This window comes from Bifidobacterium ruminantium DSM 6489 (genome assembly GCF_000770925.1).
Classification (GTDB): domain Bacteria; phylum Actinomycetota; class Actinomycetes; order Actinomycetales; family Bifidobacteriaceae; genus Bifidobacterium; species Bifidobacterium ruminantium.
In genome coordinates, this window is record NZ_JDTK01000003.1 from 1 (window position 1) to 18,213 (window position 18,213).

The window sequence follows — 18,213 nt, forward strand, 5'->3', positions numbered from 1 at the left end:
CCGGGGAGTGGGCGATAAGGGACTCGAACCCCTGACATCCACCGTGTAAAGGTGGCGCTCTAACCAACTGAGCTAATCGCCCGCAGCAATCCACTGTACCGTATGTCTGTGATGTTGGCCGCGCGTGTCGGCGATCCGAGACGAAATCCATGCCGGTGGAGGGCTTCCCGAGGATGCGGCATGCGGTCTATTATCGCCGATTCGGCCTTTCATGGCGGCTGCGTCGAATCAATCACGTAAAGTAGTGACGTTAATACGTGTAGCAGGAGGTTGAACGCCAATGGCACAGGAACCTGAAACCGAGAGGAGCGCATCGGGGATCGCACGCGCCGCAAAGCGGAAGTGGGGATACGATGCGGAACAGGTGGATGCTTTCCTTGAACGCGCGCATATGCTGTATGAGGGCGAAGGCGCACAACTCACCCAGCATGACATTCAGAACGTTTCCTTCGAACTGGTCAAGGGCGGCTATGTGATCGCCCAGGTGGACGCGGCGCTGGCTCGTCTGGAACGCGCCGTGGTGGATAAGCAGACGACTTGGGAGATTTCCCAGCATGGCCGTGTCGCCTGGAAGGCGCAGACCGAGGATCTGTTCAAGAAGCTTGACGCCCATGCCGAACGCGAGCCGGGAGAGCGTTTCAAGCCGGGCGAAGGAAAGAACCCGAGCTATGACCGCAAGCAGGTGGATCGCGTCATCGACAAATGTCTGACCAAGGCCGCCGGAGAATTGGGTCTTGAACAGATCAGCGAAGAGGATTCCAAGGCGATTGCTGACGTGAACGCCCAGACCATTTCCAACGTGGTCTTCACCCAGCGCAAAGGCAAGAGGGGATATGACGAGAGGCAGGTCGATTATTATCTGGCCGCCTGTGGTCAGTTGCTGACCCGACTGGAATCGTATGCGCGTGTCGCCGATTTCGTCGGAGAGCCTTCCGAAGAGGCGCAGTCCAACATCGCACCGGCATCCGTTGACGGCGATTCCCCGATGATCACTCCGTTGTTCGCGAATCCCGCGGTCGCTGCGCCCTCCACTGGAACCGCGCCGTCCGCGTCGGCTGTGCCGTTCGCTGCGGCGAGCAATGAGAAGGATCCCTTCGATGCATTGAACAAAGCGGAGCATGAGATCTTCACTTCTGCGGTCGCGTCTCCGGTGAGCGCGCCCACAATGAAGACGGATGCGCCGACCGTTCCGCCGGTGGTTCCTCCGGTCTTCCATCCGCAGACGGCGACGCCGTCCTCCAAACCGAAGGTGTCCGAGGAGACCCAGGTGTTCAATCCGCTTGCCGACAGCGTTCCGCAGGCTGCCGCTCCGCAGACTCCGACCGTCCAGCCGGTTCCATCGGAACCCGAAACGGAATCCGATTCCTCGCTTGCCGCCTTGGCTCATTTGGCGCACACGGTCAATGCGGCGAACGTGACGGAGAACACGTTCACTCCGCAGGTTCCGAATCTGGCCATGTCTGAAACCACGAAGCCCGCCGCTACGTCAAGCCTGGGTTCGCTTGCGGCTTCGGTTCCGCCGTCCTTCGCTCCGGAACCGGCCGCGCCAGCAGCACCCGCTCCGGTCACGCCGCCCGCGTCTCCTGCGCCGGTCGCTCCTGCGGCGCCGGCCGTGACAACTTCGCAGCCGAAGCCATCCGAGTCCGCGGTTCCGTCCACCAAACCTGCCGCTCCGGCGCCCGAACCACCGGCTCAGACAAAGCAGAAAACGGACAAGCCCGTCCAACCGCTTTTCCCGGCGAGCATCGACAGCACGAATCTTGATATTCCGGATCTGTCGTTCCCGTCGTTCGACTGACGTATTTCCGACGAACAGGCTGGCGCAAACGCCGGCCTGTTCTCATGTTCCACATAGTCGCAAACCAATGCCGAGACATCGGCAGCATATACGGGGAGCAAACGCATAATCCATGCAACCATCAACCGTAGTAATCCTAGGTTCCACCGGATCCATCGGCACCCAAGGCCTTGATGTTATCTCACGTCATCTTGATCGCTTCACCGTGACGGGGCTCGCCGCCGGTGGGGCGCACGTCGATCTGCTTGCCCAGCAGGCGGCGAAATTCCATGTACCGGCCGTCGCGATTTTCCATAAGGAAGCCGTTCCCGCGCTGCGCGAGGCGCTGGAACAGGCCGGTGCAGGGGAAGTCGAAGTGACCGCAGGTCCCGACGCAGTGATCGGCATGGCCGGCTCCGGCGCCGACGTGGTGCTCAACGGCATCACCGGATCCATCGGCCTTGAACCATCAATCGCGGCCCTGCAGGCAGGATCGCAGCTGGCGTTGGCCAACAAGGAATCCGTGGTGGCCGGCGGCCATCTGCTGTTCGATTCGCAGGTGCGGGACAAGCAGATCAATCCGGTCGATTCCGAGCATTCGGCCATCTGGCAGTCGCTGCGTGCCGGCACGCACGGTGAGGTCTCCAAACTCATCGTCACCGCATCCGGCGGCCCGTTCCGCGGCTGGAAACGTGAGCAGATGACTGACATCACTCCCGAGCAGGCCCTCAACCACCCCACATGGAACATGGGGCCGGTCGTGACCATCAACTCGTCCACGCTGATGAACAAGGGACTTGAGGTCATCGAGGCAAGCCGACTGTTCGACGTGCCACCGAGCCGCATCGACGTGACCGTGCATCCGCAATCCATCGTGCATTCCATGGTGGAATTCCGCGACGGCGCCACCATCGCGCAGGCTTCGCCGCCGGACATGCGCATGCCGATCGCCCTCGGCCTGTCCGCTCCGGAGCGTTTGGGAGACGTCGCCGCGGCCTGCGATTGGACGAAGGCGGCCACATGGACGTTCGAACCGCTTGACGACGAGGCCTTCCCCGCGGTAAGCCTCGCCCGTCACTGCCTCGAATCGTCCGAAAAGCATACCGCCGTGCTCAACGCGGCCAACGAGCAGGCCGTCCATGCCTTCCTTGAGCATCGGCTGCCGTATCTCGGCATCGTGGACACCGTGCGCGAGGTCCTCGACGAGATGGACGCCGAATTGCGCGGCAATCCGCTGTTCGCTTCCGTGGAGGAAATGAGCCAACTCGAACGTGAGGCGCGTGACCGCGCCGACAAGCTGATAAACAGGTAGAGAGCGAAAGTAATCGTAAAACCATAGCGGGGTGTGTGAAGCGCGCCGCACATGTCAAGGATCACGTATGCCAGAAAACGAAAAACCGTTCCGCAAAACCGGTGACGCGGACATCAGCGAAAGCCCGCTGCATCCGCGCCGCAAATCCCGCCGCATCATGGTCGGCCCGGTGCCGGTCGGCGGGGGAGCGCCGATTTCAGTGCAATCCATGACCAATACGCTGACGGCTGACGTGCCGGCCACCCTGCAGCAGATCGCGGAACTGACCGCGGCCGGCTGCGATATCGTGCGCGTGGCCGTGCCAAGCCAGGATGATGCCGACGCGCTGCCGGAAATCGTCAAAAAATCGCCGATTCCGGTGATTGCCGACATCCACTTCCAAAGCAAGTACGTATTCCAGGCCATCGATGCCGGTTGCGCCGCCGTGCGCGTGAATCCGGGCAACATCCGCAAATTCGACGAGGTCGGCCCCTCTATCTGCAAGGCGGCCACGGACGCGGGCATCTCCCTGCGCATCGGCGTGAACGCTGGCTCGCTCGACAAGGAACTTTATGCCAAGTACGGCGGCCCCACGCCGGAGGCGCTGGTGGCGTCCGCGCTGAAGGAAGCGCGCATGTTCGAAGACGTCGGCTTCCACGATTTCAAGATTTCCGTCAAACATCATGATGTGGTCACCATGGTGCAGACGTACCGTCTGCTGGCGTCCAAAGGCGATTGGCCGTTGCATCTGGGCGTCACCGAAGCCGGGCCGACCTGGCAGGGCACGATCAAGAGCTGCTTGGCGTTCGGCGCTTTGCTGGCCGAAGGTATCGGCGATACCATCCGCGTCTCGCTGTCCGCACCTCCTGTGGAAGAGGTGAAGGTCGGATGCAAGCTGCTGGAATACATGGGATTGCGTCCGCGTAAATTCGACATCATCTCCTGCCCGAGCTGCGGTAGGTCCCAGGTGGACGTGATCCAGCTGGCCAACGCCGTGACCGAAGGCCTGAAGGATGTGACGGCTCCGATTCGCGTGGCTGTCATGGGCTGCATCGTCAACGGTCCGGGCGAGGCCCGCGAAGCCGATTTGGGCGTGGCCTCCGGCAACGGCAAGGGGCAGATTTTCATCAAGGGCAAGGTCATCCAGACCGTGCCGGAAGACCAGATCGTGGAAACCCTGCTCGCCAAGGCGCAGGAGATCGCCGCGCAGATGGAAGCGGACGGCCAGGTGCCTCCCTCCGCGACCGGTCCGGTGGTCGTGCCGGTGACGCAAAACGGCGATTGCTAGAATGGACGGCGTGTCAGAGCAGGATCATCAGTCAGCAATCGCCGGCCAATCCCCGCAGCGAAGGGAGGAGCCGTCTCGTTCCGCGGAACCGCAACGGGAACCGCACCGTCCGTGGACAAGCGGTCGGCGGCTGATGGTGAGCCTGCCTATTTTCATCATTCTGCTGGGCATCTTGGTTTCCGTAGCCAATCTGACGGCTTCCTCATGGAACTATGAGCCGACCGAACAGACCATTGAGACACTTGACGCCGACACGTCCGTGACCTTCAAAAACACCACCGGCAAGGCTTTGGCGAAGAAGGGCGATTACGAGGTGACGAAACGGTATGTCGTCATCAATGCGAAACGGCCTTCCACCGGTGAGATACAGCGGATTAAAGTGCTTATCCGCGAGCCTAAAGGCGCTGGAGGCAACCGACCTGGTGTGGTCTTCATGCATGGGGCCGGCTACGGAACCTGTGACAACTCCTTCGGAGACATGGCCACCGACCTGTCCTCCGCCGGCTTCGTGACGGCAGTGCTTGACAAGCCGGTCTGGTCCACCAACGACGCCACGCGCGATTACCCGGGATCGGCGGTCATTTACGACCAGGTTATTGACCTGCTGAGGGGCATGGATACGGTGGACGCCTCCGAAGTGGGCATTTACGCTACTTCCGAAAGCACGTGGATATCCTCGTATCTACTGCAGCGGGACCCTGACGTGGTCTTCCAGGTGCTGCTCAGCCCGATGGTATACGAGCCCAGATATTCGTTGGGATTCCTTGCCGCGCAGGACTTCGCGCTCGTCGGCGCACATGACGGCTACCAGTCGATTGTCCGCCGTGTGTTCGGTATCGATGCCTCGCTGTTCGGCCTCACCAATCTTGATATCGACACGTTGACGCCGAAAGCCTACGCCATCCCCACATTGGTGGCGTACGGTACGAAGGACGTCATGACCGCGCAGGTGGAAGGTACCGAGAAAATCGTCGATTTGGCGCATAAGGCCGGCAACCGGAACGTCACCATACGCACGTATCCAATCGCCAACCATGTGCTTCGGCTCGGCGACGAAGCCAATTCCGGCACGCCATTCGCCGACGCGTATGAGGATGATGTGGTCGACTGGGCCGTCGGCACCACGCAGGGGCTCACGCAAACCAGCGAACGCGTCGCCGGCACTAGAATGTACCAATCGATCGCCGTTCCGTTGGAGCTCAAGGCCAATCGTGGTCTGACCATCTATCTGGTGGCACTGCATGTCGGCATGGTGCTGTTGCTGCTTATCGTGGGATTGCTGTGGCTCGTCGTGCTGGCGCGCAAGATCTGGGCGCGTGCGCACGGACGACGGTATCGGCTGGGAATGGCGCGGGGCTTCAAGAACTCGCTGGTCACGTTGACGATCGCCACCATGGCCACGTTCGTGTTGTTCTGCGCGGGGCTCGGTGACGTGATCATGGGTGTTGTTAAGCTCGCATGGGGCAGCGCGCCCGCCGAGAATCCGGGCGTGATGTATTGGAGCTGGCCGGTCATCCAGGTGGTGTGCATCGCCGTGGTATGGGCGTGGTCTCGGGTGTTCATGCGCCTGATCGAGGAGGCGTCCCATCGCGGCATCGTGCAATGGCCGCCGCGCAAGGGAGCCATCGGCGAGATCGTCAGCGGTCGTCAGCCGGTGCTGGCCTCCACACGTTTCGGCCGTGTGATGTTCTGGCTGACGGTGGTGGCCATGTTCTCCGTGCTGCTCGTTTTCGCGTTCTGGGGACTGTTCATTTACTGAAGCTATCACGTATGTCGCGCCAAGCATAGGAAAGAAGGCATGCATTGCCGCTGTATCAGGATGAAGGCGTGGTGCTGCGCACCGTCAAACTTGGCGAAGCCGACCGCATCGTTACCTTGCTCACACGCGGCCATGGCAAAATCCGCGCCGTGGCCAAAGGCGTGAGACGAACCAAATCGCGATTCGGTGGCCGTCTTGAACCGTTCATGCGCGTGTCGCTGCTGATTGCGGAAGGCAGGTCGCTTGATGTCGTGTCCCAAGCCGAATCGATTTCCGCGTATGCTGGTTCGATCTGCTCCGATTTCCAAGCGTATACGGCGGCGAATGTGATCTGTGAGACCGCCGACAAGCTGGTCGTGACGGAAAAGGAGCCTGCGGCCGCGCAATATCGTCTGGTATTGGGCGCGTTGAACGCGCTGGCCAAACATGCACACGACTCGTCCGCAATCGGTGATTCGTACGTGCTGCGTGCGCTGGCAATCGCTGGTTGGACTCCGCGATTGCGCGCTTGCGTGGTGTGCGGAGAACCGATTTCGGCCTCTCTTGGCTGGTATTTTTCGATCCCCGCCGGTGGATTGATGTGCGTAGCTGACCATACGCCGGAATCGAAAGCGATTTCGTGGGATGCGCTCTGCCGGCTTTCCGCTTTGGTGGAAGGTGATTGGGGGGAGTTGGACGGCGTTCCCGTCACCCAGACGATTCAGCGGGAAACCCACCAAATGGTGGAAGAATGGGGTGAATACTATCTGGAGCGGCCGATTCGTTCCATGCGCTTGCTAGATTAGCGGTATGGCTTTTGAGAACGTCGATTACAAATCCCTTGACATTCCGGCGGCACCATTTTCCGATCCGTCGATCATCCCCGATTTTCCCAAGAACAAGGTTCCGCGCCATGTGGGCGTGATTATGGACGGCAACGGCCGTTGGGCACAGCAGCGTGGCCTGATCCGCACCGATGGGCATCAGGCTGCGGAACCGGTGGTGTTCGATACCATCGCAGGTGCCATCGAAGCGGGCGTACGGTACCTGTCCCTATACACGTTCTCTACGGAGAATTGGAAGCGTTCACCGCAGGAGGTGCGTTTCCTTATGGGCTTCTCGCGTGACATCATCCACCGTCGCGTCGATCAGATGAACGAGTGGGGCGTGCGCGTGCGCTGGTCGGGCCGCCGGCCGAAGCTGTGGAAGTCCGTGATCGACGAGCTGGAAGTGGCACAGGAGAAGACGAAGAACAACAAGACCATCGATGTGGTGTTCTGCCTGAACTATGGTGGTCGCGCCGAAATCGCGGACGCGTGCGCAGCGATTGCACGCGAGGTTCGTGACGGCAAGATCTCTGGCGATCGCGTGACGGAGAAGATGATTGCTGAGCACCTGTACAACCCGGATATTCCCGACTGCGATCTGGTGATCCGCACGTCCGGCGAGCAGCGTACCTCCAACTTCCTGCCGTGGGAGGCCGCCTACGCGGAACTTGATTTCGTGCCGGAACTGTTCCCGGATTGCGGCCGTGAGGTGCTGTGGCGTTCTATCGACCACTACATCCACCGCGATCGTCGTTTCGGTGGCGTGAAGAAGTAGGGGGTATTTGTTCCCGTCAATGTGTGCTTATTCGGACGAAAACAGACCGGTTTTCGTCCGAATAAGCACACATTTTCCTTTTCCCCCAACATCCGCTAAACTGCACGGATGGGCGAAAAGGAAACTCATTGTTCTCTGAATCTCCTGATTGCGAAGGCGCAGCGGGATCGGTGTTGCATGCGTCCTTTCTGGGATACGGACATCAAGGTGGTCGCACGTCGAGTCAAGCAGGGGAACATTGTCCGGGTGCATCGTGGTCTGTATGCAGGCAAGGAATATTGGGATCGGCTCGACCCGCATGAGCGGCTTCGGCACATTCTCCGTTCGCTATCCCAATGGCATGAGCGATGGGCGTTCTGCGGCGCGAGCGCGGCGGTCATGCATGGTTTGGATTGCTCGTACCGGCAGTTGCATCCGATTCATGTCGCGGTTGGCAGAAACAGCCGTCCGAGGAATCAGAGGTATGTGAGGTTCCATGTGTTGGATGATGCGGAAACGGTGGCTGTGGATGGTGCGCGCGTGACCTCTATCCTTCGTACGCTTGTCGATTGCGCTGCGATGATGCCGCGTCGCTATGCGATGGCGCCGATTGATTCCGCTTTGCGGCAGGGGAAAACCACCGTGGAGCAGATGTTGGAATATGTGGATGCGATTCCCATGCTTCGGGACAGGGAACGCATTCGTGCCGTACTTGCCCAAGGTGATGGAAGGGTTGAAAACGGTGGTGAGTCGGAGTGCCGTGCCGTTTTGGACGAATTGGGGTTTCCTGTGCATAGGGTTCAGGTCGAGTTCCCCTGCCTGAGCCATCCAGGCCGTGTGCATCGGGTGGATTTTCTCTGGGAACGAGATGACGGCACCCTGATCGCGGGGGAGTTCGACGGGGTTCAGAAGTACGTGGATCCGTCGATGACTGCGGGGCGGACCATTCGGCAGGTCGTCGATGATGAACGCGATCGACAGCAGTGCCTAAGTAGGCGCGGTGTAGATATGGTGCGCATGTTCTACAGGGATTTGGACAACGCCCAGGTTTTGGCATATCGATTGGAGCAGGCACGTGTGCCGCGGCGTTGATGTGTGTTGTTTTGGACGAAATCAAACCGGATTTCGTCCAAAACAACACACATCAACGCCGGATGCCGGCGATTCTACGGGTGAAGTCGGCCACGAAACGGTTATGATCGACGGTCAGTGCGACGTGTACGCGGGGCACGGCCGGGTCGATGAGGCCGGCCGGATCGCCGACGGTGCGGCCGCGTGTGCCGTGGAAATCGCCCGTTTGCGTCTCGACCTTCATCGGCAGATCGAAGCATTCCACCAAACTTGGATCCAATGCGACGGCCGCGGCAAGGGGATCATGCAATGGCATGCCTGCCGAGAAGAGACGCGCATCCGTATGAAGATTCGCTGCGATCGAGAAATCGGCGATATCGGCAAGGAACGTCCGTACGCCGGTCGGCGCAGCCTGCTGGCGCCACTGTGCGGTCGCGTCGCTTCCCAGCAGACACTGGTGTGTGACGTCCAGTCCTACCATGGTCACGTCCGCGCCGGAATGGAACACACGATCCGCCGCTTCCGGATCCTGGATGATGTTCGTTTCGGCGGTCGCATCCCAGCAGTTTCCCTCTTGGGTGAGCGTCCCTCCCATCATCACCAGCCGTAATCCGTCCGCGATATCCGGCGCTGCGGTGAGCGCCGCGTCGATGTCGCTCAGCGGTCCGGTCGCCGCCACTGTGACGTCCCTGCCGTACCGGCGGACCATGTCGATGATGAATCGTACGCCTTCCGGCGAGGCAGGCGTGCTTTCTGTACGGTCGCATGCGGTGAATGAAAGCGTGAGCGAATCGGTGGAAGGATTCGCATGGCGGTCGTGCACGTTGTAGCCGCCTACGGAAATCAGCCTACGCGATGTTAGCGTGAACGCTCCCGCCGAATCGGATGTAGACGGGTCCGCTGCCGGCCCGAATCCACCCAGGCCGTCCGTTCCATGGAATTGCGCGCATCCCGCGTCCGCGATGAAGGAATCGGCCCATGATGGATGCGTGGAGCCCGCGAGAACCGGCACATGCCGCAATCCCAGCCAATCCAGCACATATCGCGTGTTCCGCACGGCCGTATCGGCTGTCACGTTGCCATAGGTGCCGATGGCTCCCAGCAACTCGACGTCGTCGAACGTGGAGACATACGCCAGAGCCAGCGCGTCGTCGATGCCGGTATCGACATCGAGAATCAGCTTGCGTTTGACGGACATCAGACTCACTTCAGGAATTCGTCGGTCGAGATGTTCTTGGCCACCGGCACGGTGTGTACTGTCTTGCCATGCGAATCGGTGTAGGCGTCCTCTTTGGCGAGAAAATCGAAATACTGTTGCGCGCCCTTGGTGTCGTTCGTGCCGAACACGAACGAGCCATCCTTGATCTTCGCCGGATCGCCCCAATACTGGCCGTCCACGATGGTCTTCATGCTCTTCTTGACGAAAGCGAGCTTGAGATTCGCGTCGGGGGCTTCTTTGACGAGAATCGCGGCCGCATCATCGGGATGCGAGTAGGCGTATTCATACCCCTTCTTGGTGGCCTGCACGAACTTCCTTACGAGAGTCGGATTGGAGGATATGGTCTTGTCGCTGGTGATAATGCCGATGGTGTCGGCGTTGCCTGGCACGCCATAATCCGGCTCGGTGAAGCAGTTGAGCTTCGGGCCGTACATATCGGCCTGCACCCCTTCCCAAGTGGCGTAGAAGCCGCCAAAATCGGCTTTGCCGCTGGACAGCGTCTGGAATGTGGATGTGCCCACGGTCACTTTGTCGAACGTGCCTTTGCCGCCGTCCGTCTGGATCATGCGGCGGATCACCGCGTCGGATTCGTTCGAGCCGAACGTGGCGAAGGTCTTGCCATCGAAATCCTTTGGGGATTTGATCGCCTTGTTCGAGGCGAGCGAACACCAGATGGCGCTCGGCTTCTGCTGCACCTGCATAACCTGTTTGATTTTCGCGCCCTTGGTGGTGTACATGCCCACGTTGGTCAGATTCGACAGCGCGAAATCGGCCTGGCCGTTGTTCACCGCTTGTTCGGCGCCGGCCTGTGCCACCGCCACGATGTCCACATCAAGGCCGACCTGCTTGAAGTACCCCTTGTTTTTCGCCACATACACGCCGATATGGTTGGTGTCTGGCGCCCATGACAGCATGAACGTCACTTTTTTTAGACCATTTCCCGATTCGTCGGCATTGTTGCTGTGCCCACATGCGGCGACGCCGGCAAGCATGGTGATTGCGCCGAGAAGTGCGATTGCCTTGTGGAGGACTGTCTTCTTCATTCCTTGCGATTTCCCTTGAATCCCGTTGCTTTACCGTTTTCTAGGGATTGATGCTGCGGACGGAGTTCGGGCAGAAAACGATACGAAGGGCCCAGCCCCCGTTCGTCCAATGCCCCCGACGTTCCTTGTGGTGTCCTATCGTTCGTATGACTTCCCATACGACGCCGAGACGTGGAACATTGCCGGTTTGCCACACATTGGCTTGACAGCGCATCTTATTATACGGGTCGGCCTGACGAGCGGGTTGTGCCGGCATGCGGATCTCACTGCCCGGCATCAGGATCCTCGTCCTCGCCTACGGGCCCGAGCAGCACGCGCTCACTCAGGTTCACCAGGCACATGAGCACGCCGGTGATGGCGATGATGACCAGCGTGGCCGAGAAGATGAGCGGCGTGCGGAACGAATTGTAGGCTGCCTGCAGCCAGATGCCGAGGCCCTTGCGCGCACCTAGGTATTCCGCGGTGGCGGCGGTGGCGAAGATATAGGCGGCGGAGACGCGGATGCCGCCGTAGATTTGCCGGGCGGCCACGCGCAGCTTCACATGCCACAGCGTCCACGCGCGGGTCGCGCCGCATGTCAGCGCCACATCCGAATAGAACTGCGGCACCGCTTCCAGACCACGGATTGTCTGCACCGCGATCGGGAACAGGCCGAATACGGCCACGATCACGATTTTGCCGGAAATTTCGAAACCGAACCAGATCAGAAATAGCGGTGCGATTGAAATCAGCGGCATCGTCTGGGCGGCGGACAGCAGTGGGAACAGCGCCGCGTTCGCAATACGGGAGCAGTACAGCAGAATCCCGATCAAGATGCCGCATGCTACGGCAAGCAGGAAACCGACGGTACCTTCCAGTAGCGTGACCTGCGTCGCCGGCCATAGTGTGGGCCAGGTTTCGACGGTCGCCTGAGCAATCTCACTGGGGGAGGCGATCATCGTGGACGGCACATGCTCTATTCGTACCCATGCCTCCCATACCGCCAGCAGCAACACGATGGCGATCACTGTCGGAATACGACGTTTCATCATGTCAAGCAGTTTGTGTTGAACGTGCGCTTTTGCCATCGTTCACCTTGCTTTCTGCGTCAAAGTGGACGCGCACATGGTCGGTGGCGAGAAACCAGTAAGGTGAGGAGCCTGTTCGCCCACCGGCCAGAAATGTTCAGTTACCGGCACGCCAGTATAGACGATGGTGCGGAAACGCAGTGCCGTAGTCAGGAAACGGAACGGCGGCACCTTCCATACGCGATGCAAACGTATATATGTCGTATATAACAATGTGTCCTCCGCACCATACGATGCGAAGGACACATTCCCCCTTGCTACTGCCTTGTGGCTGATTGCCTGCCGTTCGTATATGTCATGACGCGGCAGACGTCTCGTTACTCGAGTCCGATGGACTTCAGACGATGAAGCATCAAGGACTTGACCTCAAGCGTACCGGACTCGGATTCGAGCTTGATGGCACGCGGGCCTTCGGAGGCATAGCTGTAGGAGCTGAGCACCTGACGGCCGTCGTTCACATATACCTCCACGCAGCCGCGATCCACGAACACACGCAGTTTGAGCTCTCCCGAAGCGAGTTCGGCGTCCGATAGCGGGGCCGCGCGATAACCGCGGTCGCCTCGGGCGTTGGCCTGGCGGTCCACCACCACGCGGCCGATCTGGTCGTCGTATGCCACGTAAGTGTAGGCGCCGTCCTCGGTGGCGTGGATTTTCAAGCCTGCACGTTCGGCGGTGGAGGCGTTGAGATCGATGGTCATCTCGATTTCCACAGCTTCGGCGTCATCGGAGATGATTCGTTCTTCGTTGATGGCCAAGCTAATCGAGCCATGGTCGAAGGAATCTTCGCGCAGACCCTCCATCTCCGCCACGGGAGCGGTATGCAGGTCGCCGTCCGCGCCCAGCGTGATCTCACGCGGTAGGGTCAGATTGCCGCACCAGCCGTCATCCTCCATGCAGATCGGGGCTACGAACGGGCTCATCCATCCGTAGACGATCTGGCGCTTGCCGTCATTGAAGGACTGCGGGGCATAGTAGTTGTGGCCGCAATCCCACAGACGGAATTCGGTTTCCGGCTTGAACTGCTCGCCCGGCGTCCAGGTGCCGATCATGTAGCCGGCGTTGTTGACGTTGCGGTTCATGAAGCCGGACGGCTGAGCGCCCATGGCGGAGAAGCCGATAACCCACTTCTCGTTGCCTTCGACGTCCTTGATCGGGAAGAAGTCCGGGCACTCAAGCATAAACACGTCCGGATCCGGATGCTCGAACAGCACCTGCTCATAGGTCCACTTGACCATGTCATCGGAGGAGAACAGCCACATCTGGCCGCGCTTCTCGGCAGAGGAGACACCGAAGGTCATGTACCACTTGTCGCCGGTCTTCCAGACCTTCGGGTCGCGGTAGTGGTGGTTCACCTTGTCGGTCGGGCAATCAATGACCATACCGCGCTTAGTGGCGCTGGTCAGCTCATCGTTGTCTGGTTCGGCGAGCATCTGCACCTGCCAGTCGCCGCCGGTGTTGTCCTTGCCGTTGGCCCAACGGTGGCCGGTGTAGTAGAACCTGAGCTTGCCGTCATCGCCGATCACCGCGGAACCGGAGAACACGCCGTCCTTCTCCTCTTCCAGCGAAGGGGCGAACATAATCGGCTCGCGCTTCCAGTTGACCATGTCGGTGGAGGAGACGTGACCCCAATGCATCGGCCCCCACTGGGTGCCGTACGGGTGTAGCTGGTAGAACACATGCCAACGGCCCTTGTAGTAGCACAGGCCGTTCGGGTCGTTGATCCAGCCGCCATTGGAGGCGATATGGAACTTCGGGTACCAGCGGTTGTTGCGCTTGGCTGCGAAATCGGCGACGCCGGCCTCGGCCTTGGCGAGTTCTTCGTCGTGATTCTTGATTTCGTGGAGGACGGGTGCGTCCGGAGTGAAGCCAGTCATCGTTGAATAGCCTTTCTTAATGATTGTTGAATCTTGCGATTGTTGAATTGTTGCTTATTGAATTTTTAGATAAAAGTTTTAAGAATGCTGCCCGAAACGGAAAAAGGGAAAACGCTTCGGGCAGCACGATTTAGTTGTGTTCTTGCCGATTTTGGCGGTTACGCTTAGGCCTTCACTTCCGTTTCGGCTGCTTTCATGGCCTTGAGCTGCTTGTCGGTGTAGAACGGGTCGCCGCCGACTTCCTGATTGTCCTTCTTGATCACGAAGATGCCGTAGATCAGAGCGGCCAGCACGATGCCCGAGATGGTGAAGAAGGTCGGGCGGTCACCGAGGTGGTCGTGCAGGGCGCCCATCGGGGTGGAGAAGATCACCTGGCCGACCTGGGAAGCGATCTGGAAGCCCACCATGTAGAGGGTTGCGGAAAGCTTGGTGTCGAAGTGCAGGGTGAAGTAGCGGAACGCCGGCAGGCAGAACAGCGGAACCTCGATGGAGTGGAACAGCTTGACGATGGACACGCTGACCGGATCGTGGAACACGCCGCACAGACCGATACGGGCGAACATCACGGTGGCGCCGAGCAGCAGGGAGTTACGCACGCCGATCTTCTTCATGATGATCGGGACGACGCCCATCATGGCGGACTCAAGGAACACCTGGAAGGAGTTCAGGGTGCCGTAGGTGGCGTTGCCGATTTCGGTGGTCGAGAAAAGGGAGGCGTAGTAGTTCGGGAACATCTGCTGATCGAACACGGTGTAGAAGGTGTTGGTGAACAGCATGAAGACGATGAGCACCCACAGGGTCGGCATCTTCAGAACAGCGAGCATTTCCTTGAAGGACGGGTTGGTCGGAGTTGCGTTCGGATCAGCTTCCTTCTTGAGTTCTTCCTTCTGCTCGGCCGGAACCCAGAAAGCATAGACGCACAGCATGCTGAGGCCGCAGATGGAACCAACCCAGAAGTTCAGCAGCGGGTTGATGTTGAACAGGAAGCCTGCGCACAGTGCCACGACAGCGTAGCCGAAGGAGCCCCAAGCGCGGGACTGACCGTATTCGAAGCCGAACTTACGGGAGTAACGTTCGGTGATGGCTTCGAACAGGGAGCAGCCGGCCATGAAGCCTGCGGACAGCACGATGGAGCCGAGAAGCACGCCGATGAAGCGGGTGGTGCCGCCGGCGGTCAGCATCGGTGCGTACACGAACTGGACGAACGGGCCGACGAGCGCCGCGACCGCGGAGATGAAGATCACGAGCTTGCGCTTGATGCCCAGCTGGTCCTGGATGGCGCCGTACGCGAACATGATGACCAGGGTTGCGAGGGAATTGATGGAGTAGATCTGGCCCTGCTCCGCCGAGCTCATGCCCAGGCCGTGGGTCGGGTCGGTGAGCCAGCGGGAGAAGAAGGACCACCAGATGCCCCAGGAGCAGAAGAACATGAAGATGCCGAAAGAGCTCTGCAGGTAGGAAGGATTCTTCCAAGCAGAACGTGTGTTGCTTGCCATTTTGATTCTCTTTTTCTCTTCGCGATGCCGCTGCCGCGCGGTATCGACCGCTTCTAATGTTGATCTGGCTTTCGCCGGTTCGTTCTCAGCTGCCGTGCCGAAAGCGAACATGGCTATAAGATAACACATCGCAAGGGATTCGTCAAACGTTTGACGTCAAACGTTTGACGTCAATGATTGCAACACCTAAAGAAGTGTTGAAATTACAGGGAATCGCAATACGGGCAGAAGCGTGAAACCATCTTTTGGCATGTCGGGTGCGTTGCGCACGCCGATCGCAGTCAGTGAACCACGACCGAGCCCTTTTCCAGCAGCGCGCAGTGGATCTTCGCCGGAATTGGCGCGTTGAGCGGCGGCAGGGGAGCTCTAGTATCCGGCCAGACGCTGGTATCCACGTCTTTGCCCTCGATCATGGAGATCAGCTTGCAGGCGGACCAGTATCCCATCTCGTAATGCGGCAGTTCGACGGTGGTCAATTGCGGTTCCAGTGTCTCCGCGAACACGCGGTGGTTGTCCACGCCGACCACGGAAATATCCTTGCCGACCGTCAGTCCACGGCGAGCCGCGCATTCGTACACATACCAAGCTCGTGCGTCGTTGAAGCAGAAGAAGCCATCGGGATGGGTGTCATCGAACAGTTTGCTAACCGCGCGTAGCGCCGGTCCGTTGTTCAGCACATTGCAGACCAATGAGGGATCGAAAACGCGGCCGGCATCGTGCAGCGCCGCTTGATATCCAGCCAAGCGTCCGTCCTGCGCGATCATGCTTTCCGAGCATCCGACGTAGGCGATGCGTTCGCAGCCGGCTTTGATGAGCCTATTCGTGGCATCGTACGCGATCATGAACTCATCGGGTTCGACGCTGGGTATCTTGTTGTCGTGGTCGGTGGCGTCCACCATCACGACTGGGTAGTCGTCCAGCGATTTCGGCACTTGGGCGATGCGGTTGGACATCTTTGAATAGAAGAATCCGTCCACGCCGTACCTTTTCAGTGTGGCGATCTCGTTTTCCTCGCTCGCCTTGCCGTCGGTGCTGACGGTGAACAGCATGTAGCCGTAGGCGCTGGCCGCGTCCTGCGCGCCCAGAATGATGCCGCCCGCGTACGGTGTGGTGGCGACTTCCTCGCTGATGAAGCCGAGAATGCGGGTTTTGTTGGTGCGTAGGCTTCGCGCCAACGGGTTGATCTTGTACCCGAGTTCGGTCGCCTTGTTCCGCACCAGCGAAGCAAGCGTGGGATTCACCCTGCCTTCGTCACGTCCGTTGAGCACGAGGGACACCGTGGAAATGGATACCCCTGTCTGTTCGGCGATTTCCTTCATCGTGGTCATAATCGCAACACTATACCCAAACAAAAGCGAAAGGCGTGCTTTTCCCAGAAAACGCGCCTTACGTGTGGAATGCCCTGTTCCGTCAGGGGTTATTTCGACAGAATCTCGTTCACCAGTTCCTGCTTGGCATGGATCTGCCCCTCGAAACCGGGACGGATGTCGAGACGGATCACCACGTCGGTGCGGTAACCCTGGCCGGCAAGCTTCATGGTGGCGTCGCGAATCACCTTGAGCACGTCATCGATGTCGCCTTCGATATTGGTGAACATCGCGTTCGTCTCATTCGGCAGACCGGATTCTCGGATCACATCCACGGCTTGCGCCACGTACGTGGACTTCTCCGGGCTTGCACCGGCGGGGGAGATGGCCACCGCGGCAAGCGTGTTGATATACGGTTTGCCTGTTTTCGGATCGACAGGCACTTCCTGCTTTTCGGCATTGCGATCGAGCGTCATGATGTTCCTTTCTTGCGGTTGCGCGTACTTGCTTTGTCTGCGATGGATTGTGCGGTCTAGCGCCACTTCCATGCGTGATCCATCGGGCCGGAGCCGTGGCCGAGGTCGAGTTGCGCCTCCAAGGCGCCGGTCAGATACAGCTTGGCATGGTCGACAGCCGTCGGCAGATCCTCGCCGAGCGCCAGATGGCTTGCGATTGCGGAGGACAGCGTGCATCCGGTGCCATGCGTGTTCGGGTTGTCGATACGACGGGAACGGAACCACGTGATTTTGCCGTTCGGCTCGACGAGCACGTCGCTGGCGTCCTGCGTGCCGTGGCCGCCTTTGACGAGGACGGCGCAGCCGAAGTGGCCGGCGAGCAGATGTCCTGCGGTGACCATGTCGTTCTCGGTGCGGATGGAGCTGCCGTTCTCGTAATCGATTTCGCCCGCGCCCTGCTGGATGGCCAAGTCGCACAATACTTGGGTTTCCGGCATGTTCGGCGTGATGACGGTGGCCAGGGGGAACAGCTTGGAGGTGAGCGCCGCGATGGCGTCGTCCTCGATGAGCTTCGCGCCGGATGTGGCCACCATCACCGGATCAAGGACGATGTTTCCCGCGTGGTGCGCGGTGAGACGGTCGGCGATCACGCTGATGAGTTCGACGCTGGAGACCATGCCGATTTTCACCGCGACCGGAGGAATATCCTCGAATACGGCGTCGATTTGTGCCGCAAGCATTTCTGGGGGAGTGTTGGTGACCATCGTGACGCCGGTGGTGTTCTGTGCGGTGAGCGCCGCGATGGCGGTCATGCCGAACACGCCGTTGGCAAGCATGGTCTTCAGGTCGGCCTGGATGCCGGCTCCGCCGGATGAGTCCGATCCCGCGATGCTCAATACCGGTGGCAATGTGCTGGTCATAATGCTCCCTTCCTGGTGCCTTCATCGGCGTCTGTTATACGAATCGCCATGCAAATCAGTATGCGAACTGGCGGATCTGCATGCAT

15 protein-coding genes and 1 tRNA gene are annotated in these 18,213 nt (G+C 59.7%); 7 read left to right on the forward strand and 9 right to left on the reverse strand.

The genetic code is table 11. The annotated features are described in order from the left end of the window. Positions 1-8 precede the first annotated feature (8 nt). Positions 9-82, reverse strand: a tRNA-Val gene (locus tag OU26_RS02075). Between the two features lie 198 nt (positions 83-280). On the opposite strand from OU26_RS02075, the gene OU26_RS02080 reads away from it, so the two are divergent. The 7 genes from OU26_RS02080 (at position 281) to OU26_RS10420 (ending at position 8,767) form a co-directional block, all read left to right on the forward strand. Continuing rightward, positions 281-1,798 carry a DivIVA domain-containing protein gene (locus tag OU26_RS02080; RefSeq protein ID WP_026646264.1) on the forward strand — a complete coding sequence of 506 codons (1,518 nt, stop codon included), beginning with the start codon at positions 281-283 and terminating at the stop codon, positions 1,796-1,798. 112 nt (positions 1,799-1,910) lie between these two features. Beyond that, a complete protein-coding gene (dxr, locus tag OU26_RS02085) occupies positions 1,911-3,089 on the forward strand; it encodes a 1-deoxy-D-xylulose-5-phosphate reductoisomerase (protein ID WP_026646263.1) in 1,179 nt (392 codons plus the stop codon). Between the two features lie 67 nt (positions 3,090-3,156). Then, positions 3,157-4,356 carry a flavodoxin-dependent (E)-4-hydroxy-3-methylbut-2-enyl-diphosphate synthase gene (gene ispG, locus OU26_RS02090; RefSeq protein ID WP_026646262.1) on the forward strand — a complete coding sequence of 400 codons (1,200 nt, stop codon included), beginning with the start codon at positions 3,157-3,159 and terminating at the stop codon, positions 4,354-4,356. Positions 4,357-4,489: 133 nt separating this feature from the next. Continuing rightward, positions 4,490-6,115 (forward strand): alpha/beta hydrolase family protein, encoded by a 1,626-nt coding sequence (locus OU26_RS02095; RefSeq protein WP_026646261.1) that lies wholly within the window; start codon positions 4,490-4,492, stop codon positions 6,113-6,115. Positions 6,116-6,159: 44 nt separating this feature from the next. Continuing rightward, a complete protein-coding gene (gene recO, locus OU26_RS02100; protein ID WP_026646260.1) occupies positions 6,160-6,900 on the forward strand; it encodes a DNA repair protein RecO in 741 nt (246 codons plus the stop codon). Between the two features lie 4 nt (positions 6,901-6,904). Continuing rightward, entirely contained in the window at positions 6,905-7,696 is a 792-nt protein-coding gene (locus OU26_RS02105; RefSeq protein ID WP_026646259.1) for an isoprenyl transferase, read from the forward strand. A 480-nt stretch (positions 7,697-8,176) separates the two neighbouring features. Then, on the forward strand, positions 8,177-8,767 hold the full coding sequence (locus OU26_RS10420) for a hypothetical protein (RefSeq protein WP_237743753.1): 591 nt from the start codon (positions 8,177-8,179) through the stop codon (positions 8,765-8,767). 52 nt (positions 8,768-8,819) lie between these two features. Here the strand turns inward: OU26_RS10420 and OU26_RS02115 are convergent, their stop codons facing one another. The 8 genes from OU26_RS02115 to thiD form a co-directional block, all read right to left on the reverse strand. Beyond that, complete coding sequence (locus OU26_RS02115; RefSeq protein ID WP_152571288.1) at positions 8,820-9,944, reverse strand: nucleoside hydrolase; 1,125 nt, start codon at positions 9,942-9,944, stop codon at positions 8,820-8,822. A 5-nt stretch (positions 9,945-9,949) separates the two neighbouring features. After that, positions 9,950-11,008 carry an ABC transporter substrate-binding protein gene (locus tag OU26_RS02120; RefSeq protein ID WP_026646256.1) on the reverse strand — a complete coding sequence of 353 codons (1,059 nt, stop codon included), beginning with the start codon at positions 11,006-11,008 and terminating at the stop codon, positions 9,950-9,952. Positions 11,009-11,271: 263 nt separating this feature from the next. After that, entirely contained in the window at positions 11,272-12,075 is an 804-nt protein-coding gene (locus OU26_RS02125) for an ABC transporter permease (RefSeq protein ID WP_033498831.1), read from the reverse strand. Between the two features lie 317 nt (positions 12,076-12,392). Beyond that, positions 12,393-13,949 carry a glycoside hydrolase family 32 protein gene (locus OU26_RS02130; protein ID WP_026646254.1) on the reverse strand — a complete coding sequence of 519 codons (1,557 nt, stop codon included), beginning with the start codon at positions 13,947-13,949 and terminating at the stop codon, positions 12,393-12,395. A 164-nt stretch (positions 13,950-14,113) separates the two neighbouring features. Further along, positions 14,114-15,445: an MFS transporter gene (locus OU26_RS02135; protein WP_026646253.1), complete on the reverse strand. Its 1,332-nt coding sequence runs from the start codon at positions 15,443-15,445 to the stop codon at positions 14,114-14,116. A 281-nt stretch (positions 15,446-15,726) separates the two neighbouring features. Further along, the gene (locus OU26_RS02140) at positions 15,727-16,773 is read right to left on the reverse strand and encodes a LacI family DNA-binding transcriptional regulator (RefSeq protein WP_026646252.1); all 1,047 of its coding nucleotides are present in this window, start codon (positions 16,771-16,773) and stop codon (positions 15,727-15,729) included. 89 nt (positions 16,774-16,862) lie between these two features. Then, on the reverse strand, positions 16,863-17,228 hold the full coding sequence (locus OU26_RS02145) for a thiamine-binding protein (RefSeq protein WP_026646251.1): 366 nt from the start codon (positions 17,226-17,228) through the stop codon (positions 16,863-16,865). A gap of 56 nt (positions 17,229-17,284) precedes the next feature. Beyond that, positions 17,285-18,127 carry a bifunctional hydroxymethylpyrimidine kinase/phosphomethylpyrimidine kinase gene (gene thiD, locus OU26_RS02150; protein WP_026646250.1) on the reverse strand — a complete coding sequence of 281 codons (843 nt, stop codon included), beginning with the start codon at positions 18,125-18,127 and terminating at the stop codon, positions 17,285-17,287. Positions 18,128-18,213 lie beyond the last annotated feature (86 nt).

Bases quoted from the DNA above. Each gene is read 5' to 3' on its own strand.
- OU26_RS02080 (WP_026646264.1), top strand. From the start codon at position 281: ATGGCACAGGAACCTGAAACCGAGAGGAGCGCATCGGGGATCGCACGC.
- dxr (WP_026646263.1), top strand. From the start codon at position 1,911: ATGCAACCATCAACCGTAGTAATCCTAGGTTCCACCGGATCCATCGGC.
- ispG (WP_026646262.1), top strand. From the start codon at position 3,157: ATGCCAGAAAACGAAAAACCGTTCCGCAAAACCGGTGACGCGGACATC.
- OU26_RS02095 (WP_026646261.1), top strand. From the start codon at position 4,490: ATGGTGAGCCTGCCTATTTTCATCATTCTGCTGGGCATCTTGGTTTCC.
- OU26_RS02105 (WP_026646259.1), top strand. From the start codon at position 6,905: ATGGCTTTTGAGAACGTCGATTACAAATCCCTTGACATTCCGGCGGCA.
- OU26_RS02115 (WP_152571288.1), bottom strand. From the start codon at position 9,944: ATGTCCGTCAAACGCAAGCTGATTCTCGATGTCGATACCGGCATCGAC.
- OU26_RS02120 (WP_026646256.1), bottom strand. From the start codon at position 11,008: ATGAAGAAGACAGTCCTCCACAAGGCAATCGCACTTCTCGGCGCAATC.
- OU26_RS02125 (WP_033498831.1), bottom strand. From the start codon at position 12,075: ATGGCAAAAGCGCACGTTCAACACAAACTGCTTGACATGATGAAACGT.
- OU26_RS02130 (WP_026646254.1), bottom strand. From the start codon at position 13,949: ATGACTGGCTTCACTCCGGACGCACCCGTCCTCCACGAAATCAAGAAT.
- OU26_RS02135 (WP_026646253.1), bottom strand. From the start codon at position 15,445: ATGGCAAGCAACACACGTTCTGCTTGGAAGAATCCTTCCTACCTGCAG.
- OU26_RS02140 (WP_026646252.1), bottom strand. From the start codon at position 16,773: ATGACCACGATGAAGGAAATCGCCGAACAGACAGGGGTATCCATTTCC.
- OU26_RS02145 (WP_026646251.1), bottom strand. From the start codon at position 17,228: ATGACGCTCGATCGCAATGCCGAAAAGCAGGAAGTGCCTGTCGATCCG.
- thiD (WP_026646250.1), bottom strand. From the start codon at position 18,127: ATGACCAGCACATTGCCACCGGTATTGAGCATCGCGGGATCGGACTCA.